Origin of the sequence: Inquilinus sp. CA228 (assembly GCF_052078665.1) — a bacterium.
Lineage (GTDB): Bacteria > Pseudomonadota > Alphaproteobacteria > DSM-16000 > Inquilinaceae > Inquilinus.
This window is the reverse complement of record NZ_JBQJIK010000001.1, coordinates 139043-163524: the sequence shown is the minus strand read 5'-3', so window position 1 is coordinate 163524 and position 24482 is coordinate 139043. Positions and strand designations below refer to the sequence as shown.

Annotated in this window: 23 protein-coding genes; 12 read left to right on the top strand and 11 right to left on the bottom strand. The window is 70.8% G+C overall.

What is annotated here, in order from left to right; genetic code table 11:
* Window positions 1-18 precede the first annotated feature (18 nt).
* Window positions 19-2088 carry a BTAD domain-containing putative transcriptional regulator gene (locus tag ACTOWL_RS00800; RefSeq protein ID WP_441319277.1) on the top strand — a complete coding sequence of 690 codons (2070 nt, stop codon included), beginning with the start codon at window positions 19-21 and terminating at the stop codon, window positions 2086-2088.
* Here ACTOWL_RS00800 and ACTOWL_RS00795 read toward each other — a convergent pair.
* From ACTOWL_RS00795 to ACTOWL_RS00785, 3 genes are all read right to left on the bottom strand, one after another.
* The gene (locus ACTOWL_RS00795; protein ID WP_441319276.1) at window positions 2076-2477 is read right to left on the bottom strand and encodes a hypothetical protein; all 402 of its coding nucleotides are present in this window, start codon (window positions 2475-2477) and stop codon (window positions 2076-2078) included. The two genes, ACTOWL_RS00800 and ACTOWL_RS00795, sit on opposite strands and share 13 nt — an antisense overlap.
* A 118-nt stretch (window positions 2478-2595) precedes the next feature.
* Complete coding sequence (locus ACTOWL_RS00790; protein ID WP_441319275.1) at window positions 2596-4365, bottom strand: peroxidase family protein; 1770 nt, start codon at window positions 4363-4365, stop codon at window positions 2596-2598.
* 121 nt (window positions 4366-4486) lie between these two features.
* Entirely contained in the window at window positions 4487-5272 is a 786-nt protein-coding gene (locus ACTOWL_RS00785) for a GntR family transcriptional regulator (protein ID WP_441319274.1), read from the bottom strand.
* A 127-nt stretch (window positions 5273-5399) separates the two neighbouring features.
* Between ACTOWL_RS00785 and ACTOWL_RS00780 the strand changes: the two genes are divergently transcribed.
* The 5 genes from ACTOWL_RS00780 (at window position 5400) to ACTOWL_RS00760 (ending at window position 11002) form a co-directional block, all read left to right on the top strand.
* On the top strand, window positions 5400-6785 hold the full coding sequence (locus ACTOWL_RS00780) for a family 4 glycosyl hydrolase (protein WP_441319273.1): 1386 nt from the start codon (window positions 5400-5402) through the stop codon (window positions 6783-6785).
* Entirely contained in the window at window positions 6782-7717 is a 936-nt protein-coding gene (locus ACTOWL_RS00775) for a carbohydrate kinase family protein (protein WP_441319272.1), read from the top strand. The genes ACTOWL_RS00780 and ACTOWL_RS00775 overlap by 4 nt, the downstream gene beginning before the upstream one ends.
* 96 nt (window positions 7718-7813) lie before the next feature.
* Window positions 7814-9076 carry an ABC transporter substrate-binding protein gene (locus ACTOWL_RS00770; RefSeq protein WP_441319271.1) on the top strand — a complete coding sequence of 421 codons (1263 nt, stop codon included), beginning with the start codon at window positions 7814-7816 and terminating at the stop codon, window positions 9074-9076.
* A 163-nt stretch (window positions 9077-9239) separates the two neighbouring features.
* A complete protein-coding gene (locus ACTOWL_RS00765) occupies window positions 9240-10130 on the top strand; it encodes a carbohydrate ABC transporter permease (protein ID WP_441319270.1) in 891 nt (296 codons plus the stop codon).
* Window positions 10127-11002 (top strand): carbohydrate ABC transporter permease, encoded by an 876-nt coding sequence (locus ACTOWL_RS00760; protein ID WP_441319269.1) that lies wholly within the window; start codon window positions 10127-10129, stop codon window positions 11000-11002. Before ACTOWL_RS00765 ends, ACTOWL_RS00760 begins: the two co-directional genes overlap by 4 nt.
* A 15-nt stretch (window positions 11003-11017) precedes the next feature.
* Here ACTOWL_RS00760 and ACTOWL_RS00755 read toward each other — a convergent pair whose 3' ends face one another.
* Window positions 11018-11359 (bottom strand): hypothetical protein, encoded by a 342-nt coding sequence (locus ACTOWL_RS00755; protein WP_441319268.1) that lies wholly within the window; start codon window positions 11357-11359, stop codon window positions 11018-11020.
* 88 nt (window positions 11360-11447) lie between these two features.
* Window positions 11448-12311 carry an NmrA family NAD(P)-binding protein gene (locus ACTOWL_RS00750; RefSeq protein WP_441319267.1) on the bottom strand — a complete coding sequence of 288 codons (864 nt, stop codon included), beginning with the start codon at window positions 12309-12311 and terminating at the stop codon, window positions 11448-11450.
* 103 nt (window positions 12312-12414) lie between these two features.
* Here ACTOWL_RS00750 and ACTOWL_RS00745 point away from each other — a divergent pair, with 103 nt between their 5' ends.
* Window positions 12415-13353, top strand: coding sequence for a LysR family transcriptional regulator (locus tag ACTOWL_RS00745; protein ID WP_441319266.1), 939 nt, complete (start codon window positions 12415-12417; stop codon window positions 13351-13353).
* Here ACTOWL_RS00745 and ACTOWL_RS00740 read toward each other — a convergent pair.
* Window positions 13350-14225, bottom strand: a complete 876-nt coding sequence (locus tag ACTOWL_RS00740; RefSeq protein ID WP_441319265.1) for a LysR family transcriptional regulator — start codon at window positions 14223-14225, stop codon at window positions 13350-13352. The genes ACTOWL_RS00745 and ACTOWL_RS00740 overlap by 4 nt on opposite strands.
* 180 nt (window positions 14226-14405) lie before the next feature.
* Between ACTOWL_RS00740 and ACTOWL_RS00735 the strand changes: the two genes are divergently transcribed.
* Window positions 14406-15944 carry an MFS transporter gene (locus ACTOWL_RS00735; RefSeq protein WP_441319264.1) on the top strand — a complete coding sequence of 513 codons (1539 nt, stop codon included), beginning with the start codon at window positions 14406-14408 and terminating at the stop codon, window positions 15942-15944.
* Here ACTOWL_RS00735 and ACTOWL_RS00730 read toward each other — a convergent pair.
* On the bottom strand, window positions 15886-16521 hold the full coding sequence (locus ACTOWL_RS00730; protein ID WP_441319263.1) for a TetR/AcrR family transcriptional regulator: 636 nt from the start codon (window positions 16519-16521) through the stop codon (window positions 15886-15888). The genes ACTOWL_RS00735 and ACTOWL_RS00730 overlap by 59 nt on opposite strands.
* A 69-nt stretch (window positions 16522-16590) precedes the next feature.
* Between ACTOWL_RS00730 and ACTOWL_RS00725 the strand changes: the two genes are divergently transcribed.
* Complete coding sequence (locus ACTOWL_RS00725) at window positions 16591-17016, top strand: VOC family protein (protein WP_441319262.1); 426 nt, start codon at window positions 16591-16593, stop codon at window positions 17014-17016.
* Window positions 17017-17025: 9 nt separating this feature from the next.
* Here the strand turns inward: ACTOWL_RS00725 and ACTOWL_RS00720 are convergent, their stop codons facing one another.
* Window positions 17026-17490, bottom strand: coding sequence for a low molecular weight protein-tyrosine-phosphatase (locus ACTOWL_RS00720; protein WP_441319261.1), 465 nt, complete (start codon window positions 17488-17490; stop codon window positions 17026-17028).
* 47 nt (window positions 17491-17537) lie between these two features.
* Entirely contained in the window at window positions 17538-18527 is a 990-nt protein-coding gene (locus ACTOWL_RS00715; RefSeq protein ID WP_441319260.1) for an aldo/keto reductase, read from the bottom strand.
* Between the two features lie 128 nt (window positions 18528-18655).
* Here ACTOWL_RS00715 and ACTOWL_RS00710 point away from each other — a divergent pair, with 128 nt between their 5' ends.
* Window positions 18656-19564 carry a LysR family transcriptional regulator gene (locus ACTOWL_RS00710; protein WP_441319259.1) on the top strand — a complete coding sequence of 303 codons (909 nt, stop codon included), beginning with the start codon at window positions 18656-18658 and terminating at the stop codon, window positions 19562-19564.
* 27 nt (window positions 19565-19591) lie between these two features.
* On the opposite strand, the gene ACTOWL_RS00705 is transcribed toward ACTOWL_RS00710, so the two are convergent.
* Both ACTOWL_RS00705 and ACTOWL_RS00700 read right to left on the bottom strand, forming a co-directional pair.
* Window positions 19592-20623: an isopenicillin N synthase family dioxygenase gene (locus tag ACTOWL_RS00705; RefSeq protein WP_441319258.1), complete on the bottom strand. Its 1032-nt coding sequence runs from the start codon at window positions 20621-20623 to the stop codon at window positions 19592-19594.
* A 112-nt stretch (window positions 20624-20735) separates the two neighbouring features.
* Entirely contained in the window at window positions 20736-21566 is an 831-nt protein-coding gene (locus ACTOWL_RS00700; RefSeq protein WP_441319257.1) for an EcsC family protein, read from the bottom strand.
* A 75-nt stretch (window positions 21567-21641) separates the two neighbouring features.
* On the opposite strand from ACTOWL_RS00700, the gene ACTOWL_RS00695 reads away from it, so the two are divergent.
* Both ACTOWL_RS00695 and ACTOWL_RS00690 read left to right on the top strand, forming a co-directional pair.
* Window positions 21642-22376 (top strand): NAD-dependent deacylase, encoded by a 735-nt coding sequence (locus tag ACTOWL_RS00695; protein ID WP_441319256.1) that lies wholly within the window; start codon window positions 21642-21644, stop codon window positions 22374-22376.
* A 95-nt stretch (window positions 22377-22471) separates the two neighbouring features.
* Window positions 22472-24439: a PhoX family protein gene (locus tag ACTOWL_RS00690; protein ID WP_441319255.1), complete on the top strand. Its 1968-nt coding sequence runs from the start codon at window positions 22472-22474 to the stop codon at window positions 24437-24439.
* The last annotated feature ends 43 nt before the right edge of the window (window positions 24440-24482 follow it).

The following is a 24482-nucleotide window of genomic DNA, read 5'->3' as shown; positions in this document are numbered from 1 at the left end:
GGGGAAGGGAGACCGCGGATGGCGGTTCCGGCACTACGGAGCGTGAGGACTCCGGATCGGGAAGATGTACCCGCGCCGGAGAAAGCTGGTGTAGAGCGTCTGCGGCTGTCGCTGGGCAACGGTTTCGATCTCCGCCTCGGCAACGGGGAGCGGATCGAGCTCGGCAGCCGCAAGTCCCAGGCGATCTTCGCCTTCGTCGCGCTGAGCGGCATGGCGATCGAGAGCCGCGAGCGCGTCGCCGGGGTGTTCTGGAGCGAGAGCGACGGCGATCACGCCCGCGGCTCGCTGCGGCAGTGCCTGAAGCAGCTGCGCGACAATCTCGACGCCGTCCGGCCGGGCATCGTCGAGATCGGGCGCCAGGACATCCGCATCCGGCGCGAATCCATCGAGATCGATCTCGAACTGGTTGCCGCCGACCTGGCGAAGGGCGTCCTGTCGTCGATCCTGGCGCTCGGCCTGGCCAATCCGGACCGCATCCTGACCGGGTTCGAGGATCTCGACCGGGAGTTCGCCTCCTGGCTCACCGTCTGCCGGCAGCAATGGCGCAAGACCTTCATCGGCGGCCTCGAGCGGATCCTGCGCGATCCGGCCTCGGGCGAGAAGATCGCCGCCGAGGCGGCCCATTCGCTGCTCGACATCGACCCGACGCATGAGGAGGCCTATCGCGTCCTGATCCTGCAGCAGGCGCTGCGCGGCAACATCGCGGCGGCGCTGAAGCTGTACAGCACGCTGTGGGACCTGCTGCAGAACGACTACGACATGGAGCCGTCGGACGAGACGCAGCGTCTGATCGTCGACATCAAGAAGGGCTCGTTCGACGACACCGCCCAGGCGGCTTCGGCGCCGGCCGAGGAGCAGTCCCGGCTGCCGATCATCGAGGTGGACCGCCTGAGTCCCGGCCTGCCCGAGGGCATCGACGACTATGTCGTCCACGGCTTCCGCAGCGAGCTGATCGCCAATCTGGTGCGGTTCCGGGAATGGATCGTGGTCGAGCCGCCGGAAGCGGCTCCCGCGGCCGGGGCGCCGCAGCAGGCCGACTACCGCCTGTCCACCGATTTCCGGCACAAGGACGACGATCTGCTGATCGTCGTCTCGCTGACCGAGCTGACCCGCAAGCGGTCGCTGTGGTCGGAGACCTTCTCGCTGGCGCTGCAATCCTGGATGGACCAGCAGCGCCAGATCGCCCGCCGCGTGTCGGCGACGCTCGACATCCACATTTCGGCGAACGCCCTGTCGCGGCAGATCGGCGATCGCGACTTCGCGCACGGGCCCTATATCCGCTGGCTGCGCGGCCAGTATCTGCTGAACTTCTGGGAGCCGCAGGCGGAGTTCGAGGCCGAGGCGTTGTTCAAGGACGTGATCCGGGACTGGCCCAGCTTCGCCCCGGCCTATAGCGGCCTCGCGAACATCTACAACTCCCGGCACATCATCCTGCCGGGCGTGCGCCGCGACCGCGCCATGGCCGACGACGCGCTGGCCCTGGCCCGGCGGGCGGCGGAGCTCGACCCCCTGGATGCGCGCGGCCATCTGACCCTGGCCTGGTCCTACATGATGACGACCCGCTACCCGCAGGCCGACCTGCATCTGGAGCTGGCGCGCGACCTGAACCCGAGCAACCCGTCGGTGCTGATGTCGGCGGCGCAGGGCTTCGCCTTCGTCGACCGGACCGACATCGCGCTCGATCTCGTGGCCAATGCCTTCGAGCTGAACCCGCTGATCCCGCCCCATCACTGGGCCTATCTCGCCGGCATCCGCTTCCTGCACGGCGACGTCACCGGCTGCGTCGAGGCCGCCGACCGGGCCGGGCAGTCGATCTTCAACATCCCGGCCTGGAAGGCCGCCGCCCTCGGCCAGCTCGGCGACATCCGGCGGGCGCAGGAGGAGGCGCGCCTCTTCCTGCGCAACGCCCGCGACGCCTGGCATGGCGACGCCGAATGCACCGACGCCGCCATCGTCGAGTGGTTCCTCAGCAGCTTCCCGATCCGCAATGTCGGGCGCTGGCGCGAGCTACGGGAAGGCCTGATCCTGGCCGGCCTTCCCGCGACCGACATCGGCGAGGAGCAGCTGTACTGGCCTCACCGGCACTGACCGAAGCTGTAGTCGCCGACCCGGAAGTAGAACATGCCGAGCGCCTTCAGCGCGTTCGGGTCGTTCTCCACCTGCAGCTTGTACTCGCCCGGCAGCGTGTAGCGGGGAGCCTTGGAGTATTCCGCGATGCGCTGGCGCATCAGATCGGCCGGCGGCAGCACGACATAGACCGCGTCGTCGCGGCTGACGAAGCGGATCTCCTTCCCGGACGCCGGGAAGTCCTTCAGCTCGATGCCATGGTCCTTCAGCAGCTGCAGCGCTTCCGCGGTCGTATTCGGCCGCGGAATCTCGCCGATCGCCATGCCGACGATCAGCCGGCCGGCGGCTTCGCGGTCGGCCATCTCCATCTCGATCGGCAGGATGGTCGATTCATCGTTGTTGTCTGTCACGGCTTGTCCTCCTTATCTTGCTCTTCCATTGCATCGGCAGCCCGTGCGGGCGGCCGACGCCCCCCACCCCCGCATCGGCACCCGATGCGGAGGGCATCACCTTATCGCAACCCCGCCATCAGACGCTGGCCTGGGAGATCGGCCGCGACGCCACCGCCGGAGCCGGCGGCGAGTCGACGAAGCCGATGATGTCGCGCATGCTGTCCGGCACCGCGCCGCCCTTGAACAGGACGCGGCTCCAGCGCCGGATCACGCCGGGCTCGACCAGCGTCGACGTGACCATCGAAGCGGCCAGGATCACCTGGCCGACGATCGCCGACCCCAGGGGCCCCAGACGCCGCCCCTGATGGCGGACCTCCGCCTCGCGCATGATGTAGTAGAACAGCGGCGTATCCTCGGCCAGGGCCCCGATCACGCCGTCCGGGGCTTCGGCGAGAGGATTGCGCCGGGTGCGGGCATTCATGCCGGCAAGGCCGCCATCGTCGCCGCCCAGCAGCTCCTCCCGCGTCAAGATCTCGACCCCGACCTGGCCCGCGAGATACTGGCCGCTCGGCATGCTGGACAGATAGGCGCGCGCCAGATCCCGGAACGGCAGCCCGCCATAGCCTTCCTCATAGATCGGGTCGCCGCCGACCATACGGCGCATGTCGTCATGCGCCATGGCCGACATCGTGTAGAGCTGCGCGGTCACCCAGGGGCCGATCAGGTGCGACTTGTTCTCGTCGCCCCCCGTCGTTTCCGGGAAGAACAGATCCCAGCCGAGAATCCAGTCGTTCGGGATCGGGCAGCCCGGGACCTTGCCGCGGGCGACAAGGGCGCCGCGGCGGAACGTCATCAGCCCCTTCAGGCTGGTCTCGTCCAGCAGCAGCGCCCGGTTGAGCCGGTAGGCCGGCCGGATCATGGCGTGGCCGAAGCGGAAGGCGGCCATGATGAACTCGGCCGGCAGCGGCGTATCCGCATCGGCGGCGAGGCGCCGGCCGAAGCCGCCCAGGGCCTGCATTCCGTCGGACCGGACATAGCGCTGCCAGATCCCGGGATCGAGCAGGTGCCCGAGATAGTCGTGCCGCACCACGGACCGGTAGGTCGCGATCACGAGGGCGCGGGCGATCTCGAAGACCTCGTGGTCCGACGGGCAGTGCGGCGACGCCAGGATCGCGTCGACGATGCGGTTGTGGAAGCGATGGAACAGGACCGTGATCTGCGACAGGATCAGGTTGTTGTCGTTGCGGACGTCGCCGATCAGCGGTTCGACCGGGCATTGCCGCGGCACGTCCTGCGCCACCGGATGGACGTCGGTCGCGTTCGAGGCCGCGTCGATGCAGGCGATCATCGCCAAGTCGCGCGGCTGCGGCGCCTTGGCCGACACCGGATCGCCGGGCACCTCCGGGGCCGCCTCGTCCCAGGTCCGGCCGCCGGTATAGCCGACCCGCAGCTTCAGCCGCAGCGCATCGGGGCCGCCGGTGCGCTGCTGGTACAGCATCGGCGACCGGAACGGCCCGCCGCGATAGAGGCAGTCGAGATCGAGGGCCGGGCTGGCCCAGAGCGGCCCCGCCACCGCCGAGCGCGAGAGCGTGCCGAGATCGGTGAAGGTCAGGTCATGCGCGATCAGCTGGCCGAGATAGGTGTAGCCGGCGGGGACGTCCGGATTGAGCGTCTCCGGCCCGGCGACGAGCCCGTCCAGATACATCTTGCGGGCCAGGCGCTGCAGCGCGTCCATGACCAGGGCCTGCGGATGCTGGCCCAGCCGGGCGGCCTCCTGCGCCAGGCGCCAGCCGAAGATGCCGTCGGGCGGCGGCGGGCTGCCCTCGAAATAGGTCTCGGCCCGCTCGATCCCCTGCGTCAGTGCGGCGCTACGCTGGCCGGCCCCTGCGAAACCTGAGCCATGCACGATCGTTTCCTCCCTGCTCGATGCACCGCGATCCGTCTTTGTCGCCGCAGCATTTAGGAGCCGGACCGTGATCGGATCGTGATTCCCAATGTGGCATTTCCGAGGCCGGCCGCCGCCCGGCTCAGCCCCGCTGGTCGAGGCTGAGCGGATAGCGCAGCGGGTGATGGGTGGAGAAGGTCATGTTCACCGGCCGCCCCTGCGGGTCGTAGGCGATCTGCTCGATCGTCAGCACCGCGGCGGGCGGCGTCAGCTCCAGCAGCTCCGCCTCCTCCGCATTGGCCAGCCGGGCGCTCATCGTGGTGCGGCCGCGGTCGGGGCGCAGCCGGTAGCGGTCGCGCACCTCGGCATAGAGCGAGCGGTTACCGGTCGACCAGTCAAGGTCGAGGATCCCCGGCACCAGCCGGGCGGCGAACCAGTCCTGGGTCAGCACCACCGGCTGGCGGTCCAGGCAGCGCAGCCGCTTCAGCATCACCACATCGGCGCCGGGCGGCAGGAACAGCGGCCGCGCCACCTCCGCCGGCGCCCGGCAGACATAGCCCTCGATCAGCCGGCTGGTCGGCGTCCGGCCATGCGCCTCGGCGATGGCGGTGAAGCTGCGCAGCAGGTGCAGCTCATAGGTCTCCTCGCGCCGCGCCACGAAGAAGCCGCGGCCGGGATGGCTGTGCAGCCAGCCCTCCTGCACCAGCTCGCGCACCGCCTGGCGCACGGTGATGCGGCTGACGCCGTACTGCTTCTCCAGCGCGCGCTCCGACGCCAGCTTGGCATCGGTGCCGAGCTCGCCGCGCTCGATCTGCCCGCGCAGCCGCTGCTTGATCTGGCGGTAGAGGGGCTGCGGATCGTCGCGCCGCAACCCGTCGCCGGCAGGTCCGTCGCCGGCTGAATTGTCGCTCAGGGGGCCGTCGATCATGGCGGGGCGGAAGGCCTCTCGGAGGGGGCGGGCATCACCTGCTGCATACACGCAAATCGGGGCTCCGGCCACAATTGACATGACTGGTTATAACCAGTCATAACTTTGCCGGTTCGCGGGAGGCACCATGAAACTGACCCTGGTCGGCGGCGGCGGCGTCCGCGCCCCTCTGTTCATCGAATCGGCGCTGCGCCGGGCGGAGTGGAGCAACCTGACCGAGCTGTGCCTGCTCGACATCGACGGGCCGCGGCTGGAGCTGTTCGGCGGGCTGGGGGCGGAGATCGCCCGGCGCGAGAGGTCCCCCGTGAAGATCACCACCAGCCTGGACCCCGAGCGCGCCCTGGACGGCGCCGCCTATGTCGTGACCACGGTCCGGCCGGGGCTGGAGGAAGGCCGGATCAAGGATGAGCGGATCGCCCTGGCGCATGGCGTGCTGGGGCAGGAGACGACCGGGCCCGGCGGCTTCGCCATGGCGCTGCGCAGCATCCCGACGATCCTGGGCTATGCCGACCTGCTGCAGCGGGTCAGCCCGGACGCCTGGCTGTTCAACTTCACCAATCCGGCCGGCCTGGTGACCCAGGCGCTGCGCGACGCCGGCCACGACCGGACCATCGGCATCTGCGACGGCGCCAACGCCGCCCAGTCGGCCGTGGCGCGCTGGTTCGATGTGCCGGAGAAGGCGGTGCGCACCGAGGTGTTCGGCCTGAACCACCTGTCCTTCACCCGCCGCGCCGAGATCGGCGGCGAGGACGTGCTGCCGCGCCTGCTGGCCGACGACGCCTTCCTGGCCGCCTCGGCCCAGAAGGTGTTCAGCCCGCGCGTGGTCCGCCGCCACGGGATGTGGATCAACGAGTACCTGTATTACTTCTACTATGCCGAGAAGGCGGTGGAGGCGATCCGGTCGGACGTCCGCACGCGGGGCGAAGAGGTGCGCGACCTGAACCACGGGCTGATCGAGCAGCTGACGGCGCTGGACTGGCGCCGCAACCCGGAGAAGGCGCTGGAGGCCTATTACGCCTATGCCCACCGCCGCAACGCCACCTACATGCACTACGCCCAGGAAGGGGCGCCGAGCATGGAGGAGGCCGACCGGGCGCTGGCCGCCGGCGCCCATGCGCTGCTGGGCGACGAGGGCGAGGGCTATGCCGGCGTCGCCCTGGACCTTGTGGACGCGCTGGAGACCGGCAAGCCGCTGTACAGCGGGCTAAACGTGCCGAACCAGGGCGCCATCGAGGGGCTGCGCGACGAGGATGTGGTCGAGGTCAGCTGCGTCGTCGACCGCGACGGGGTGCGGCCGCTGCCGATCGGCCCGATGCCGGAGGCGCAGGCCCAACTGGTACACGACATCAAGCGCTATGAACGGCTGGCGGTGCAAGCGATCCGCGAGCGCGACCGCGACCTGGCGGTCGAGGCGCTGGTGGCGCATCCGCTGGTGCTGTCCTATTCCCGGGCCGAGGCGCTGGTCGACGAATACCTCGCCGCCCATGCCCCCTATGTCGGCAACTGGCCATGACCGGCACCGGCCCCAGCGGCTGCGACGTCGTCGTGGTCGGCGAATACTACTGGGACCTGATCTTCACCGGCCTGCCGGAGGTGCCACGGCTGGGTGTCGACCTGTTCGCCCGCGACTTCGCCACCCTGCCCGGCGCCAGCTTCACCACCGCCACGGCGCTGCACCGGCTGGGGCTGCGCACCGCCTGGGCCGCCGATTTCGGCACCGACCTGTTCAGCCAGCTGGCGCTGGACGCGGCCCGGAAGGAGGGGCTGGACGACCGGCTGTTCCGCCGGCTGGACCAGAAGCTGGAACGAGTCAGCACCGCCTTCTCCTTCGCCCATGACCGCGGCTTCGTCAGCTATGCCGTGCGCGACGACCTGCCGCCGACGCCGGAGGCGCTGGCGGCGGCCGCGCCCAAGGCGCTGCTGCTGCAGAGCTTCCGGCTGCAGCCGGAGCTGCTGGCCCTGGCGCGGGCGGCGAAGCGGCAGGGCATCCTGGTCTATCTCGACTGCCAGCACGTGCCACACCGGATCGACTCGCCCGGCGTGGCCGAGCTGTTCCGCGAGATCGACATCTTCGCGCCGAACGAATCCGAGGCCCTGGCCTTCACCGGCGCGCCGGACGTCAGCACGGCCCTGGAGCGGCTGTCGGCGATGGTGCCGACCGTGCTGGTCAAGCGCGGGGCCGCCGGCGCCATCGGCGTCAGCCGGGGCGAGCGCTGCGCCGTGCCGGCCCCGGAAGTGACGGTGGTCGACACCACCGGCGCCGGCGACAGCTTCAACGCCGGCTTCCTCTACGGCCGGCTGCGCGGCTTCGACTTCCGCGACAGCCTGGCCCTGGCTGCGGGCTGCGGCGCGCTGGCCACCACCGATTACGGCGGCCGGGCGCTGCCGCGCGAGGCCGAGCTGCTGGCCATGATCCGACAAGAGGCCCCGGCCTCCACGGTCTAGTCTAAGACCGGTCCGGCAGTGGCCGGACCGGGGGGCGGCGGGACCAACCCGCCCGATAACAACATTTCTCAAACAGGGGCTTGAACGGAGGGACCCGTGAAGATTGCCACCCTATCCCTGACCGCCGCGCTGGCCGTTTTCGCCGCCGGCGGCGCCGAGGCCGCGACGGTGAAGCTGTTCTGCGGCGCCACCGACTACGACCTGTGCAGCAGCGCCGCCGAGGCCTGGGCCAAGCAGAGCGGCAACGCCGTCTCGATCAACAAGATGCCGGCGTCCTGGGACGACGCCGTGCCGCTGTACCAGCAGATGCTGGCGGCCAAGTCGACCGATGTCGACGTGCTGGTCATCGACGTGATCTGGATGGGCATGCTGAAGAACCATCTGCTCGACCTCGGCACCATGGTGCCGAAGGAGGAGGTGGCGGCGCATTTCCCGACCACGATCGACGCCGCGACCATCGACGGCCAGCTGCTGGCCCTGCCCTGGTACATGGACACCGGCCTGATCTTCTACCGCAAGGACCTGCTGGAGAAGTACGGCAAGGCGGTGCCGAAGACCTGGGCCGAGCTGACCGAGACCGCCAAGGCGGTGCAGGACGGCGAGCGCAAGGCCGGCGACGCCGACATGTGGGGCTTCGTCTGGCAGGGCAAATCCTATGAGGGGCTGACCTGCGACGCCATCGAATGGGTCGCCAGCACCGGGGGCGGCACCGTCATCGACGCCAAGGGCGACGTCACCATCGACAACCCGAAGGCGGCCCAGGCGCTGGCCCTGGCGCACAGCTGGATCGACACGATCAGCCCGCAGGGCGTGCTGGGCTACGACGAGGAGAGCTCCCGCGCCGTGTTCGAGAGCGGCAAGGCCGTGTTCCTGCGCAACTGGCCCTATGTCTGGGGCACCTCGCAGACGGCGGGCGGCGCCCTGGTCGGCAAGGTCGGGGTGGCGGCGCTGCCGATCGGCGCCGCGGGCGAGAAGTCGAGCGGCTGCCTGGGCCCCGCCTATCTCGGCGTGTCGAAATACTCCGAGAACAAGGACGCGGCGGTCAGCCTGATCCGCTACATGACCGGCGCCGCCGACCAGAAGCGCCGGGCGATCCAAGGCGCCTACAACCCGACCGTCTCGGCCCTGTACGAGGACCCGGAGGTGCTGGCCAAGCTGCCCTTCCTGAAGGACACGCAAGCTGCCTTCGCCGACAGCATCGCCCGGCCGTCGGCCGCCACCGGGTCGAACTACAACCGCGTGTCGCAGGCCTTCTCGAAATCGGTGCACGCGGTGCTGACCGGCGACGAACAGCCCGACGCCGCAATGGCCGCCCTGGCCAAGGAGCTGGAGCGCCTGCGCCAGCGGGCGAAATGGTGACAGGCCGCCTCTAAGCCCATGCCCGCTTTCCTCTTCTTGTCATGCCCGGGCTCGACCCGGGCATCCAGGGGCCGCCGGAGCGGTTCTTCGTGGCCCTGGATTGCCGGGTCGAGCCCGGCAATGACAAGAGGGGGAAAGGGGCCCTTATGAGAAGGGCGGCCCCATGACCGGCCGCGTCGCCCGATCGCATCGGCGGGCCGGGTGGCTGTTCCTGGCGCCGACGCTGGCGGCGCTGGCGCTGGTGGCGCTGTGGCCGCTGCTGCGCACGCTGTTCTTCTCGATCACTGACGCCACCCTGGACGACCCGACCCATTACGGCTTCGTCTGGCTCGACAACTTCATCGACGTCGCCCGCGACCCGCAATGGTGGCGGGCGGTCGAGAACACGCTGGTCTTCACCATCGTCTCGGTGGCGCTGGAGACGCTGCTCGGCCTCGCCATCGCCCTGCTGCTGAACGGGGCGATCCCCGGCCGCGGCGTGCTGCGCGCCGCCATCCTGGTGCCGTGGTCGATCCCGGTCGTGGTTTCGGCCAAGATCTGGGAATGGCTGCTGCACGACCAGTTCGGCATCATCAACCGCCTGCTGATCGACCTGCATCTGATCGACAAGGGCGTGGCCTGGACCGCCGACCCGTCGCTGGCGCTGGGCGTCGTCATCTTCGTCGATGTCTGGATCACCACGCCCTTCATGGTGCTGCTGATCCTGGCCGGGCTGCAGCTGATCCCGGGCGAGATCCATGAGGCGGCGCGGGTCGACGGCGTGTCGTGGTGGAAGCGGCTGACCTCGATCACCCTGCCGATGCTGCGGGTGCCGATCGGCGTCGCCGTGCTGTTCCGCACCCTCGACGCGCTGCGCATGTTCGACCTCAGCTACGTCCTCGGCGGCAATGGCGACCCGACCATGACCATGACGATCTACGCCCGCAACCAGCTGGTCAGCTTCCAGGAGCTGGGCTATGGCTCCGCCGCGTCGACCTGGGTGTTCCTGCTGATCGCCCTGATCGCCATCGTCATCATCGGCGCGATCCGGCTGGACCGGACGAGCATCCGATGACCGCTGAGGCCGCCCCCACCCTGGCCCGGACCGCCGCGCGGTACCGCCGGCGCCGGCTGCTGAAGACCGTCGGGCTGGGCGTCGCCGTCGTCCTGGTGCTGGTCTACACCCTGTTCCCCTATTACTGGGCGATCGTGTCCTCGCTGAAGACCGGGGCGTCGCTGTTCGAGGCGACGCTGCTGCCGGCCTTCGACCTGATCTACTACAAGGCGCTGCTGCAGGACCCGGTGTTCCTCGGCTCGATCGTCAACTCGCTGATCGTCGCCGGCTCGACCACCGGGATCTCGCTGCTGCTCGCCATCGGCGCCGCCTACGCGCTCGGCCGGCTGGACTTTCCGCTGCGGCGGACGGTGCTGCTGGTGATCCTGATGATCTCGATCTTCCCGCAGATCGTGGTGCTGTCCGGCATGTTCGAGCTGGTGCGCTGGTTCGGCCTGTACAACCGGGTCGGGTCGCTGACCTTCGCCTATCTGATCTTCACCCTGCCCTTCACCGTCTGGGTGCTGACCGGCTTCATCCAGGACATCCCGCGCGAGCTGGAGGAGGCGGCGCTGATGGATGGCGCCAGCCGCGGCCGGGTGCTGGTCAGCGTGCTGCTGCCGCTGATGGGCCCAGCCCTGGCCTCGACCGGCCTGCTGGCCTTCATCCAGGCCTGGAACGAGTTCCTGTTCGCCCTGACCTTCATCCTGTCGGACGAGAACCGCACGGTGCCGGTGGCGATCGCCACCATCTCCGGCGGCAGCCGCTACGAATATCCGTTCGGCCCGATCATGGCGGCCTCGGTGGTGGTCACCCTGCCGCTGATCGCCCTGGTGCTGGTGTTCCAGCGCAAGATCGTCGCCGGCCTGACCGCGGGGGCGATCAAGGGGTAGCGACGCGTGACCGGTTCACTTGGGGCGCCGCGTCCCCAGCAGCTCGACATCCGAGGACAGGGCGACCAGCGACTGCCCGTCGGAGGTCAGGATGCCGTACATCGCCACGCCCTGGGCCTCCTCGGCCTGGACGAGGACGCCCTTGACCCGGGGCGGTCCCTTCACGGTGACATATTGCGGGATCCGGACCGCCATCGGCCGGCCGATGACCTGGCCGTCGACGGCTGCGACGAAGACGGCATCGCCGCTTTCGACGTCGGCGACCTGCGCGGCCCGGCCGGAGATGAACCCCTGCTTCGGCAGCGGCGGCCACTCGTCCGCCCAGAGCGCAGGGCTGGACAGGCTGAGGGCGAGCACCAAGCATGTGCGCAGAAGATGCATCTCGATCCGGAATCCGCGAGTCCCGCCGACGATAGCACAGCCCGTCGAAGGTCCGGCCTGCCGCTCAGCCGCGGGCGACCAGACCGGCGATCACCTCCGCAGCCTCGATCCGGCCCTTCAGCGCGTGGCGGCCGCCGTCGCGGAACTCGATCCAGCCCTCGTTGAAGCCGTCGAGCATGCGGATCCGGGGGCCGGGGTTCTTCATGCCCTGCGAGCGGAACAGCGCCTCCCAGGTCTCGCGCGGCACCGGCACGGCCCGCACCGGCCGGCCGAGGGCGGCGGCGAAGGCGGCGGCGAGGTCGTCCGGCGAGACCCGGCGCGGCCCCTCCAGCTCGACCACGCGCTGGCCGGTCCAGTCCTCGCGGATCAGGTCGGCCGCCACGCGCCCGATGTCCCGGGTCGCGACCATCGGCACCGGCCGGCCGGTCGGCGCCAGGAAGCTGTGGACGACGCCCGTCTCGCGCGCCGACGCCACGTCCCAGGCCGCGTTCTCGACGAACCAGGCCGGCCGCAGGATCGTCAGCGGCAGCGGCAGGTCGCGCAGCGCCGCCTCCAGCAGCGTGCGCTGCGACAGCAGGTTGTCCTCGATGGCATCGGCGCCGATGGTCGAGAGGGCCAGCACCCGCCCCGGCCGGGCGGTCCTCAGCGCGTCCGCCACCGCCTCGATCACCCGGCGCGCCTCGGGATAGCCAGGCTCCGGGTCGAACTCCGGCGGCGGCAGGATGAAGACCGCCGTCGCCCCGGCGAACGCCTTGGCCAGGGCCGCGGCATCCTCCATTTCGGCGACGGCGACCTCGCAGCCTTGCGCCGCCCAATCCTCGCCCTTGCGCGCATCGCGCAGGACGGCGCGTACCTTCTCCCCAACGGCCAGCAGCTGCCGGGCGAGCGCGCCGCCCACCTGGCCGGTGATTCCCGTGATCGCGTGCATCCTGATCTCCTTCAGCGGATGCCGAAGATCTAGGTGCGCCGGGATGTTGCCGTGAGCGCCATTGAGTCATAAGACTGGTGACTCGGAATCAACGGAGGGCGCGATGGCCCTCGACGGACGGGTGATCTCGACGATCAGCGTGCTGGCCGCCGTGGTCGAAGGCGGCAGCTTCGCCCGCGCGGCCGAGGCGCTGGGCCTGTCCCGCTCCGGCGTCAGCCGGGCCGTGGCACGGCTGGAGGCGCGGGTCGGGGTCCGGCTGCTGGATCGCACCACCCGCGCCGTCGCCCTGACCGACGAGGGCCGCCGGCTCTATTCCGAGGTCGCGCCGCTGTTGACCGGGATCGAGGACGCCGTGACCCTCACCTCCGGCTCCGCGGTCGCGGTGCGCGGCCGGCTGCGGGTGAATGTCGACGCCTTCTTCTCGCGCCTGCTGTTCGCGCCGCACATCCCGGAGTTCCTGTCGCTGTACCCCGACCTCACGCTCGAGCTGGTGGCCAAGGACCAGCTCGGCGACCTGGTGGGCGAGGGCTTCGACATCGCCGTGCGCTTCGGCCACCCGCCCGACTCCTCGCTGGTGTCGCGCAAGCTGCTGGAGACGCGGACGATCACCGTGGCCTCGCCGGCCTATGTCGCGGCGCATGGCCGGCCGACGGCCCCGCCCGATCTGGCCGGCCACGCCTGCATCCAGGTGCGGGATTCCGCCTCCGGCCAGCCGATCGACGCTTGGGCGTTCCGGCGCGGCGGCGAGGTTGTGGAGGTACGGGCGACCGGGCGGCTGATGGTGGCGGAGTTCGGCACCATGCTCGGCGCCTGCCTGGAGGGTGTCGGCATCGCCCGGGTCAAGGCGATCGGGGTGCAGCGGCTGATCGACCGCGGCGAGCTGGTCGAGCTGCTGCCGGACTGGACCGGCGAGAGCTTCCCGCTGCACGCGCTGATCCCGTCGCGCCATCTGCCACCGGCCAAGGTGCGCGCCTTCATCGACTTCGTGCAGTCGCGCCTGGGATCGAGCGGCACGGCCGAAGCGCGGGAGGCCGCCGCCTAGACGGCCCGGGCGAGGAGCGCCGGCGCAGCCTCCGCCGATTCCACGATCAGCCGGCCGAGCTCACGGGCGCAGGGCAAGGTGGTGCCGGGCCGCCAGATCAGGGCGAACTCCACCTCCGGCAGCGGCGGCAGGCCGTGGCGGCCGTCGAGGATCTTCATCCCCGGCTCGATCTCGTCGCGGGCGATCATCGAGGCGGCCAGTCCCGCCAGCACCGCCGCCCGCAGCCCGTGCTGGTTGGCCGAAGTGAAGCCGGTATGCCATTCGACGCCCGAAGCGGTGATGGCGTCGACGGCGATGGCGCGGCACGGGCAGGGTGGCGGGGCGAGGGCGAGCGGCAACGACTCGCCCGGCGTCCAGTCGAAGGTCTCGGCCGCGGCCCAGACGAACTGCGTCCGCTTCAGCACGGTGCCGCCGGTCTCGCCCGGCCGCGACATCACCACGGCGAGGTCCAGCTCGCCGGCCTCGACCTTGGCGCGGAGGTCGAGGCAGACGCTGACCGACACCTCGAGCCGGACCTGGGGAAAGCCGCGGGCGAAGCGGCGCAGCAGCAGCGGCAGCCGGTCGCCCATGAAGTTCTCCGGCACGCCGAAGCGGACGACGCCGGAGACCGATGATGGCAGGAAGCGCCGGGTCAGGGTGTCCTGCGCCTGCAGGATCTGCTCGGCATGGCGCAGGAACTCCTGGCCGTCTTCGGTCAGCAGCAGCTTGCGCGTGGTCCGGTGCAGCAGCGGCCGGCCGACCTGCTCCTCCAGCCGCCGGATCTGGTGGCTGACCGCCGACTGGGTCAGGTGCAGCCGTTCCGCCGCGCGGGTGAACCCGCCGGTGTCGTGGACGGCAACGAAGGCGCGCAGCAGGGCGGGGTCGAAATCCATGCCCTAATATATGATGGCGGAAAATGGACGCCACAAAATTAATTCATTTCCATCATGAAAGCAGATTGGCCAGAGTCGGATCCAGGCCCGATCGGGCACCCCCACCGACACCCCAGCGCCGAAACCGGTCCGCGCAAGCCCTTTGCGCGACGGCGCGGCTTGTCGCTTCGAGAGAGGATCATGGCTCTTTCACCCTCTGCCCGGAACATGGCGGCGCTGGTCGGCGTCTGCCTGGCTGCACTGATGTTCGGCCTCGAGATCTCCAGCGTGCCGGTGATCCTGCCGACGCTGGAGACTGCGCTGTCCGCCGATTTCCGCGGGCTGCAATGGATCATGAACGCCTACACCATCGCCTGCACCACGGTGCTGATGGCGACCGGCACCCTGGCCGACCGCTACGGCCGTAAGCGCGTCTTCACCATCACCACCGTCGCCTTCGGCGCCACCTCGCTGATGTGCGGCCTGGCCGACAATGTGTCGCTGCTGATCGCCGCCCGCTTCCTGCAGGGCCTGGCCGGCGGCGCCATGCTCACCTGCGTGATCGCGATCATCTCGCACCAGTTCCAGGACGAGCGCGAGCGCGGCCGCGCCTTCACCGCCTGGGGCGTGATCAGCGGCATCGGCCTCGGCTTCGGCCCGATCATCGGCGGGCTGATCGCCAGCTGGTCGAGCTGGCACTGGGTGTTCCTGATCCATGTGCCGCTGACCGTGCTGGCCCTGATCCCGGCCCTGATCGGCATCCGCGAATCGCGCGACCCGCATGCGCAGAAGCTGGATGTCGCCGGCATCGTCACCCTGACGCTGGCGGTGTTCGGTCTGGCCTTCCTGATCACCCAGGGGATGGAGCTGGACCGCGCCATGGCGATCGGCCTGGCCGTCCTGACCGTCGCCGCCTTCGCCGGCTTCGTGGTGGCGGAGCGGATCAGCTCGCACCCGATGTTCGATTTCTCGGTGTTCCGGATCCGCCGCTTCAGCGGCGCGATCATCGGCTGCATCGGCATGAACTGGTGCTACTGGCCGTTCATGATCTACCTGCCGATCTACTTCCAGGGCGGGCTGGGCCTGGACAGCCGGGCGGTGGGCTTCCTGCTGCTGGCCTACACCATCCCGTTCCTGGTGATGCCGCCGCTGGCCGACCGCCTGCTGCAGCGCGGCGGCCCGCGCCTGGTGATCCCGCTCGGCATGGCCGCGATGGGCACGGGCTTCCTGCTGATGTGGTTCGGCAGCGGCGTCGCGCAGGCCGGCTGGCTGACCGTGCTGCCCGGCACCCTTCTGGCCGGGATCGGGCTCGGCCTGACCAACACGTCGGTGACCAACACCACCACCGGCTCGGTCCCCGCCAACCGGGCGGGCATGGCTTCCGGCATCGACATCAGCGCCCGGCTGATCACGCTGGCCATCAACATCGCCATGATGGGGCTGATCCTGGTGGAAGGGATCCGCTGGTCCCTGCCCGCCGCCGTCACGGGCGCGCTCGACGCGGCGCAGCAGCAGGCGCTGGCCGCCTCCGTCGCCGCGGGCAATCTCGGCGCGCTGCCGCAAGCCTATCCGGCGCTGGCGGCGCTGGACCCGTCGGGCGCCGCCGTGCATGGGGCGCTGGTCGAGGGCTTCGGCTGGGTGATGCTGTATGGCGGCATCGGCGCCTGGGTGCTGGCCGTGGTCAGCTTCGCGATCTTCGGCCCGGGCCGGTCGCGCCGGGCGCAGACGGCGGAGGCGTGAGGCCGTCGACCAGCGCCGCCAGCACCGCGCGGCACTCCGCCGGGTCGGCCCCGCCGACGATGGCGAGCGCCGCGCGGTCATAGGCGGCACCCAGCAGCCAGGCGGCGGCATCCAGCGGCAGGGGGCGCAGCGCCCCCGCCGCCATCGCCGCCGCCAGCCCTTCGCGCAGCGTCCGGCCGCCGTGCCGGGCGTCGATCTCGTCCAGCCTCTCGCGGCCCAGCACGGCCGGAGCTTCGACCAGCAGCAGCCGGGTGCGCCCCGGCACCGCCATGGCCTGGAGGAAGGCGTCGCCGCCCTCCATCAGCGCCTCGAGCGGCGGCAGATCGGCCGGGGTGGCGCGCTCGATCTCCTCGGCCACCGCCGCGGCCTCCGCCTCGATCACGGCCTGGAACAGCGCCTGCTTGTCGGCGAAGTGATGGTACAGCGCCCCGCGGGTGACGCCGGCTGCGGCCACCAGCTCCGGCGTTCCCGTCTCGGCATAGCCGCGCTCGATGAACAGCCCGCGCGCCGCCGCGATCAGCGCGGCCTGGGTGCGGTCCGACCGGTCCCGATTGGTCCGCCGATCCGTCTGTTGCATACATGCAGCCTGTATGTTAATTAGAAAAACATGCAGCCTGTATGCTTATCTGCTCTGGAGGAAAAGTCCATGAAGACCACCGGCTACAATCCCGTGATCATGACGTCGGACGTCGCGGCGACCGCCGCCTTCTATGTCCGGCACTTCGGGTTCCGGCCGCTGTTCGAGGTCGATTGGTACGTCCATCTGCAGTCGGCCGAGGATGCTCAGGTCAACCTGGCCGTCATCGACGGCAGCCATGACACCATCCCCGCGGTCGGCCGCGGCCGGGTCTCCGGGCTGCTGCTGAACTTCGAAGTGGAGGATGTCGACACGGAGTACGAGCGGCTGAAGGCGGCCGGGCTGCCGATCCTGCTGGAGCTGCGCGACGAGGATTTCGGCCAGCGCCACTTCATCACCCGGGATCCGAACGGCGTGCTGATCGACGTCATCAAGCCGATCGCCCCGACAGCGGAATTCGCGGCGCAGTACGCCCCGGGCAACGTGCCGAGCTGAAAGAGGCACCTAACCCAGCCGCCCTTCGCGCAGCGCCGCGACCAGCCCGTCGCAGCCGGCCTCGACCAGGTCCAGAACAAGCTCGAAATCGGCGCTGCCGCCGTAATAGGGGTCGGGCACGTCCCGCCCCTCCAGCCCCGGCGCGTGATCGAGGAACAGGCCGATCCGGCCGGGGCCGGCGACGGCCAGGCGGCGCATCCGGTCGAGATGGCCGCGGTCCATCGCCAGCAGCAGGTCGAAGCGGCGGAAATCCGCCCGCTCCAGCTTGCGGGCGCGCAGCGGCAGCAGGTCGTAGCCGCGGGCCGCCGCCGCCCGGATCGCCGGGGCGTGCGGCGGCTCGCCGGCATGGAAGCCCTGGGTGCCGGCGCTGGCGACCGCATGGTCCAGGTGGGCGGCGGCGAGCCTGGCCCGCATCACCGCCTCGGCGGTCGGCGAGCGGCAGATGTTGCCGGTGCAGACGAACAGGATGCTCATGCCGCCTGGATAGTCGGGACACACCCAGGCGGCAAGGCGACCAAAGGTTACAGCCCGACGCCTTTCATGCCCTCTTCGCTGTAGCGGGCGCCGGCGATGGCATCGGGCGCGAACAGGGCATCCAGCGCCGCCACCTGCTCCGCCGTCAGCCGGATCGACGCGGCCGCGGCGTTTTCCGCCAGATAGGCGCGGCGCTTGGTGCCCGGGATCGGCACGACGTTGTCCTGCCTGGCCAACAGCCAGGCCAGCGCCACCTGGGCCGGCTTGGCGCCCAGATCGAAGGCGAAATCCGTCAGCGCCTCGGCCAGGCGCCGGTTCTGCACCAGCGCGTCCCCGGCGAAGCGCGGATTGACCCGGCGGAAGTCATCCGCGGCCAGGGACGAGGTGTCGGTCACCGCGCCGGCCAGGAAGGCGCGGCCGAGCGGCGAATAGGCGACGAAGGTGGTTCCCAGGTCGCGGCAGGCCTCGAGCACCCCGTTCCGCTCCGGATCGCGGGTCCACAGCGAATACTCGCTCTGCACCGCTGCGATCGGATGCACCGCATGGGCCCGGCGCAGCGTGTCGACCGAGATCTCGGACAGGCCGATCTGCCGCACCTTGCCCGCCGACACCAACTCGGCCATGGCGCCGACCGTCTCCTCGATCGGCACCTGCGGGTTGCGGCGGTGCATGTAGTAGAGGTCGATGATTTCGGTGCCGAGGCGCCGCAGCGAGGCCTCGGCCGCGGCCCGGATATAGGCCGGGGAGTTGTCGACCCGCCGCCCGGCGACGCCAGGCTCGCGCACGATGCCGAACTTGGTGGCCAGCACCACCTGGTCGCGCCGGCCTTTCAGGAAGCGGCCGATCAGCTCCTCATTGTGACCCGCCCCGTACATGTCGGCGGTGTCGAGGAGGTCGACGCCGTGCTCCAACGCCGCGGCGAGGGTGTCGAGCGACTGCACGTCGTCGCGCGGGCCGTAGAATTCGGACATGCCCATGCAGCCGAGGCCGATGGCGGAGACGGTGGTGCCGTCCTGGCCGAGAGAGCGTCTGTCCATGGTGTTCTCCTTGCCTTTCGAGGCCGCTCGGTCGCGCTGGACCGATGCGGCACGACAGGAGAATGGGAGTTGGACGATCATGCGATAATCCGTAGACATGCGCATGAGCCGATGAACGAGGTTCAGCAATGGCCCGCCCCGACCTGCCCGAGCTGGCCGCCTTCGCCGTCGTGGCCCGGCATCGCAGCTTCCGCCGCGCGGCGATCGAGTTGGGCGTCTCCGCCTCCGCCGTCAGCCATGCGATCCGCGGGCTGGAGGAGCGGCTGGGCGTGCGGCTGTTGAACCGCACCACCCGCAGCGTCAACCCGTCCGAGGCCGGGGAGCGGCTGCTGGCGCGGCTGCAGCCCGCCTTCCGCGACATCGCCGACGCGGTGGAGGAGGTGAACCAGTTTCGCCACAGCCCGGCCGGCACGCTGAAGATCAACGCGTCGATCCCGGCGGCGGCGCTGGTGCTGGCGCCGATGGTGGCGCGCTTCCTGGCCGCCTATCCCGACATCCGGCTGGAGATCGCGGTCGACAGCGCGCTGGTCGACGTCGTCGCCAGCGGCTTCGACGCCGGCATCCGCCTGGGCGAGCAGCTGGAGCGCGACATGGTGGCCGTGCGCTTCGGCGGCGAGCAGCGGATGATCGTGGTCGCCGCCCCGGCCTATCTCGCCGGTCGGCCGCCGCCGCAGACGCCGCGCGACCTGGCCGAGCACCGCTGCATCGGCTACCGCTTCCCCAGTGGCGCGGTCTATGCCTGGGAGTTCGAGCAGGACGGGCGGGAGCTGACGGTTCCGCCCGCCGGGCCGCTGATCGTCGACGAGCAGTGGCTGATCATCCGGTCGGCGCTGGACGGCGCCGGCCTGGCCTTCGTGTTCGAGGGTATGGTCGCGGCGGAGTTGGTGGAGGGACGGCTGGTCCCGCTGCTGCAGGACTGGACGCCGCCCTTCCCGGGCTTCTTCCTGTACTATCCGCGCCAGCGCCAGATGCCGGCGGCGCTGCGCGCCTTCATCGACTTCATCCGCGCCGACAACCTGGCCGCCAGTCGCGGCTGACGGCTGAGACGTCGCGTTTCGGCGCGTTCAGGTGGCGGCGGCTTGCCCCGCCAGGATGTCGGCGTAGTGGCGCTGCGCCACGTCGGGGTGCGAGCGCAGCCGGCCCTTCAGGTAGTTCGGGCCGACATCGTGGAACAGCGGGTTCTGCGGGTCGCTGGCCGGGCCGCGCGCCTCCGCCGCCAGGGTCGGCGGCAGGTCGAGCAGCGGCACGGTGGCGTCGAGCCGGGCACCGAGGAAGAAGGCGACCGACAGCCGGTCGGTGCCGGCCGGCGGCGTGATCACCCGGTGCACCGTGGCGCGGAGATAGCCGTTGGTCGCCAGCTCCAGCAGCTCGCCGATATTGACCACGAAGGTGCCCGGCACCGGCTCGGCGTCGATCCAGCGCCCGTCCTCGCCCTCGACCTGCAGGCCGCGCTGGGTGTCCTGCAGCAGCAGCGTGAGGAAGCCGGAATCCTTGTGCGCGCCGACGCCCTGGCTGCTGCCGGTGGCCTCGCGGCCCGGGTAGCGGATGATCTTGATGTGCTGGTTCGGCGTGTCGCCATAGATCGGCGCCAGCGCGTCCTCGCCCTGGCCCAGCGCTGCGGCGAAGGCCTCGAGCAGGCGGATCGCCACCCGGGTCAGCTCCGCCTGCCAGCGCAGCAGCGCGGTCTTCAGCTCCGGCTGCGCCGCCGGCCACTGGTTCGGGCCCTGCAGCCGCAGCCACGGCGGCACGCCCGGCCCCTGCGGAATCGCCGTCCGCTCCGCCCCGATGTCGAACTGCTCGCGCCAGTCAGGCTCGCCGCGCGTCCGCTCCCAAGCGGCGCGGGTGTAGCCGCGGAAATGCGGCGAATGCACCATCTCGATCGCCAGCTTGTCGGCCTCCGACAGCGCGAAGAAGCGGCGCGCCTCGGCCTTCACCTGCGCCACCAGCGCCTCCGGCACGCCATGGCCGCGGAGATAGAAGAAGCCGACATCCCGCGCCGCCGCGCGCAGCTGATCCAGGAAGGCCTGGCGCGCCGCCGGGCCGGCATCGAGCCGGGACAGGTCGAGCAGCGGCAAGGCGAGCGTGTCGGTGGTCATGGCAGCCTCGGGCAGTCAGAACGGCGCGCGGTCGCGCGATCTGCTAATTTACATATCCCTATGTCATGTAGACTTATATAACAATTTTTATCTGATAATTATGCCTGCCGGGTCAAGCACGGCCGCGCCTCTTCGGCAGCGCCGTCAGGTCCGGCGGCGGCAGGGTCGGCCGCAGGGTCTCATAGGCCAGTCGCACCGCCGCGGCGCCGTGGGTCCGCTCCAGCCGCCGCACGGTGAAATGGGCCCGCGCCAGGCGCCGGAAATGCTCCAGGAAGGCGAGGTTGACCATGGCGCCGGCGGCGGCGCCCAGCACCGGGGCGGCCTGGGCCGACAGCTTCAGCTGCACCGGGCCGCTGAACCGGGCGGCGACCATCGAGACCAGCCGCGGCATCACCGTGGCGGTCGCGTTCGGCACCACCCGGGCCAGCGCGATCCGGGTGGCGAGATAGCCGGTCTCGACCGAATCGTCGGACGGGTCGGGCCGGCCCATGGCGAAGACCTTCAGGCATTCGATCGCGGTCTCGGGGCTGGCCGGGTCCTCGCCCGCCGCCGCGGCCTCGGCCGCGATCTGGCGCAGCAGCAGGCCGGTGGAGACCGGCAGCTCCAGCAGCGTGCCGGGCAGGCCGAAGCCGCCGCCGGCGGCACCGCTGGCCGCAGCCAGGCCGCGATGCAGCCAGGCCTCGGGCCCGCGCGGCATCCGGCGGCCGGGGCCGCTGCGCAGCGCCGCCTTCAGCGCCGCGGTCAGGGCGCGGCGGACGGCGCTGTCGAGGGCGGCCTGCACCCCGGCCGGCAGGTTGCGCTTCAGCGCCTCGACCGGTGTCCCGGCCAGGGCCGACAGCCGCGCCACCAGCGAATCCTGGTCGAGCACCGCCTTGGCCGCGGCCAGATCGGCCATGGCATCGGGCGACAGGGACAGCGGGACGGGAAGGGCCGCGTCGGTCATACGCAACAGATTGGGGGCCGCGGCGCGTCGACAAGGGCCGTTGAGCCGCGGCCCCGGCGCCATCATCATCGACGGATGAGACGAATCGAACCCGGCGATCCGATCGTGATCCTGACCGGGGCCGGCATCTCGAAGGAGAGCGGCCTCGACACCTTCCGCGACGCCGGCGGGGTGTGGACCCGCGTGCGGCTGGAGGATGTGGCCACGCCCGAGGCCTTCGAGCGCGATCCGGACCGGGTGCACGGCTTCTACAACGCCCGCCGCCGCACTTTGGCCGACCCCGCGGTGCAGCCCAACGCGGCACATGCGGCGCTGGCGCGGCTCGAGCGCGACTGGCCGGGCCCGGTGCTGCTGGTCACCCAGAATGTCGACGATCTGCATGAGCGCGGCGGCAGCCGCCGGCTGATCCACATGCACGGGCAGCTGAACCACGCCCGTTGCCTGTCCTGCGGCGCCAGCCGCGCCTGGGCCGGCGACCTGTCGGTCGACACCCCCTGCCCCGGCTGCGGCGAGGCCGGCGGGATGCGGCCCGACGTGGTTTGGTTCGGCGAGATGCCGCTGGCGATGGCCGAGATCGAGGCGGCGCTGGCCGGCTGCCGCCTGTTCGTGTCGATCGGCACCTCCGGCACCGTCTACCCGGCCGCCGCCTTCGTCCACCAGGCGCTGGACGCCCGGGCCCTGACGGTCGAGTTGAACCTGGAGCCGGGCCAGGCCTCCGGCCTGTTCCACATCCGCCGCCAGGGCCCCGCGACAAACCTGGTGCCGGAGCTGGTCGAGGCGCTGCTGGCGGGCGAATTCCCGGAGCGCTGACGGACACCGCGCCGTCATCAAAACTTCACCGCGCCGTCACCCGGCCATCGCCGAGCCGGCGGAGGATCCCGCGTCCGCTCCAGCCAGGATCCACCATGACCAAGCGCCTCCGCGCCCGGCGCCGCCTCGCCGGCCTGCCCGCCGGCCGCTATGCCACCACCGACAAGGGCCGGGTGGTCCGGCGCACCGCCGCGGTCGAGGCGCCGCCGCTGTCCGCCCTGGTGCGGGCCAGCCTGTCGCGCCGCGGCCTGTTGCTCGGTTCCGCCGCTACCGTTGCCGCCCTGGCCCTGCCCGGCGGGCGCGCCGAGGCGGCCGAGAGCAGCGCAAGCTTCGCCGAACTGGCGCGGGTGATGGACGAGCGCGACCACATCGCCGCCGGCTACGACCGCCGGGTGCTGATCCGCTGGGGCGACAAGGTGCTGACGGACGCGCCGGAGTTCGACCCCGCCGCGATGACCGCGGCGGCGGCCGAGCGGCAGTTCGGCATCAACAACGACCTGCTGGTCTACCTGCCGCTGCCGATCGGGTCGGGCGGGTCCGACCACGGGCTGCTGTTCGTGAACCACGAGTATCCGAACCCGCAGCTGATGTGGCCCGGCCTGACCGAGGACGACGCCGGCGAAAAGCTGACCGAGGCCCAGGTGGCGGTCACCATGGCCGCCATCGGCTGCTCGGTGATCGAGGTGCGGGACGACGGCACGGGCTGGCAGGTGGTGCCCGGCAGCCGCTACGCCCGCCGGATCACGCCGGCGACGCCGATCCGGATCTCCGGCCCCGCCGCGGGCCACCCGCTGATGCGCACCGCCGCGGATCCGGAGGGGCGCACCGTGCTCGGCACCTTCGACAACTGCAACGGCGGCATGACGCCCTGGGGCACCGTGCTGTCCTGCGAGGAGGGCTTCGACGGCTGGTTCGGCGGCGACCCGGCCAAGTCCCAGCACGCTGCGCTGCTGGCCCGCTATGGCGCCGACGAGGCCGAGGACGGCTATGGCTGGGGCCGGTTCCACGACCGCTTCCACTACGAGCGCGAGCCGAACGAGGCGCACCGCTTCGACTGGGTGGTCGAGATCGACCCCTACGACCCCGAGGCGCAGCCGGTGAAGCGCACCACCCTCGGGCGCTTCACCCACGAGAATGCGACCTGCATCGTCGCCCCGGACGGCCGAGTGGTGGTCTACATGGCCGACGATCACGACTTCGACTACCTGTACAAATTCGTCACCACGAAGCCATGGAACCCGCAGGACCGCGCCGCCAACCGCGACCTGCTGGACGAGGGCACGCTGTATGTCGCCCGGTTCAACCCCGACCACACGCTGGACTGGCTGCCGTTGGTGCAGGGCGAAGGCAGGCTGACCGCCGAGAACGGCTTCGCCGCGCCCGGCGATGTCGCGATCAAGACCCGATTGGCCGCCGATCTGGTCGGCGCCACGCCCATGGACAATCCCGAGGGCTTCTCGGTCAACCCCGTGACCGGCCGGGTCTATGTCGCCCTGACCGAGAACGAGGACATCGAGCCCGGCCAGATCAACGCCGCCAATCCGCGGGCCCCGAACCCGGAGGGCCACCTGCTGGAACTGACGCCGCCGTCCGCGGACGGCCGGATCGACCATGCCGCCGCGCGCTACGGCTGGGACATCTTCATCCTGTGCGGCGACCCGGCGAAGCCCGAGGCCCAGGCGCGCTACCACCCGGACACCTCGGCCAATGGCTGGTTCACCGACCCCGACAACATCGCCTTCGACCCGGCCGGGCGGATGTATGTCTGCACCGACGGCCCGCCGGACGCCGGCTTCAACGACGCGCTCTACGTCCTCGACACCGAGGGGCCGGGCCGGGCGCTGCCGAAGCTGTTCTATTCGCCGCCGCGCGGGTCGGAATGCAGCAGCCCCTGCTTCACCCCGGACGGCCGCACGATGTTCCTGTCGGTGCAGCATCCGGGCGAGGATTCCGAGACGCTCGACGCCGTGACCACGCGCTGGCCGGATTTCCGCGACGGCGTGCCGCCCCGGCCCTCGGTGATCGTGATCCGCCGCACGGATGGCGGCCCGATCGGCACCTGAGGCGGCCCGCCCCGCGGTTGGCGCATCCGTGACCGGACATCGC

Coding starts and splice junctions, on each gene's coding strand:
- ACTOWL_RS00800 (WP_441319277.1), top strand. CDS start 19: ATGGCGGTTCCGGCACTACGGAGCGTGAGGACTCCGGATCGGGAAGAT.
- ACTOWL_RS00785 (WP_441319274.1), bottom strand. CDS start 5,272: ATGATCGACGGCCCCCTGAGCGACAATTCAGCCGGCGACGGACCTGCC.
- ACTOWL_RS00780 (WP_441319273.1), top strand. CDS start 5,400: ATGAAACTGACCCTGGTCGGCGGCGGCGGCGTCCGCGCCCCTCTGTTC.
- ACTOWL_RS00775 (WP_441319272.1), top strand. CDS start 6,782: ATGACCGGCACCGGCCCCAGCGGCTGCGACGTCGTCGTGGTCGGCGAA.
- ACTOWL_RS00765 (WP_441319270.1), top strand. CDS start 9,240: ATGACCGGCCGCGTCGCCCGATCGCATCGGCGGGCCGGGTGGCTGTTC.
- ACTOWL_RS00760 (WP_441319269.1), top strand. CDS start 10,127: ATGACCGCTGAGGCCGCCCCCACCCTGGCCCGGACCGCCGCGCGGTAC.
- ACTOWL_RS00750 (WP_441319267.1), bottom strand. CDS start 12,311: ATGCACGCGATCACGGGAATCACCGGCCAGGTGGGCGGCGCGCTCGCC.
- ACTOWL_RS00745 (WP_441319266.1), top strand. CDS start 12,415: ATGGCCCTCGACGGACGGGTGATCTCGACGATCAGCGTGCTGGCCGCC.
- ACTOWL_RS00740 (WP_441319265.1), bottom strand. CDS start 14,225: ATGGATTTCGACCCCGCCCTGCTGCGCGCCTTCGTTGCCGTCCACGAC.
- ACTOWL_RS00735 (WP_441319264.1), top strand. CDS start 14,406: ATGGCTCTTTCACCCTCTGCCCGGAACATGGCGGCGCTGGTCGGCGTC.
- ACTOWL_RS00730 (WP_441319263.1), bottom strand. CDS start 16,521: ATGCAACAGACGGATCGGCGGACCAATCGGGACCGGTCGGACCGCACC.
- ACTOWL_RS00725 (WP_441319262.1), top strand. CDS start 16,591: ATGAAGACCACCGGCTACAATCCCGTGATCATGACGTCGGACGTCGCG.
- ACTOWL_RS00720 (WP_441319261.1), bottom strand. CDS start 17,490: ATGAGCATCCTGTTCGTCTGCACCGGCAACATCTGCCGCTCGCCGACC.
- ACTOWL_RS00715 (WP_441319260.1), bottom strand. CDS start 18,527: ATGGACAGACGCTCTCTCGGCCAGGACGGCACCACCGTCTCCGCCATC.
- ACTOWL_RS00710 (WP_441319259.1), top strand. CDS start 18,656: ATGGCCCGCCCCGACCTGCCCGAGCTGGCCGCCTTCGCCGTCGTGGCC.
- ACTOWL_RS00705 (WP_441319258.1), bottom strand. CDS start 20,623: ATGACCACCGACACGCTCGCCTTGCCGCTGCTCGACCTGTCCCGGCTC.
- ACTOWL_RS00700 (WP_441319257.1), bottom strand. CDS start 21,566: ATGACCGACGCGGCCCTTCCCGTCCCGCTGTCCCTGTCGCCCGATGCC.
- ACTOWL_RS00695 (WP_441319256.1), top strand. CDS start 21,642: ATGAGACGAATCGAACCCGGCGATCCGATCGTGATCCTGACCGGGGCC.
- ACTOWL_RS00690 (WP_441319255.1), top strand. CDS start 22,472: ATGACCAAGCGCCTCCGCGCCCGGCGCCGCCTCGCCGGCCTGCCCGCC.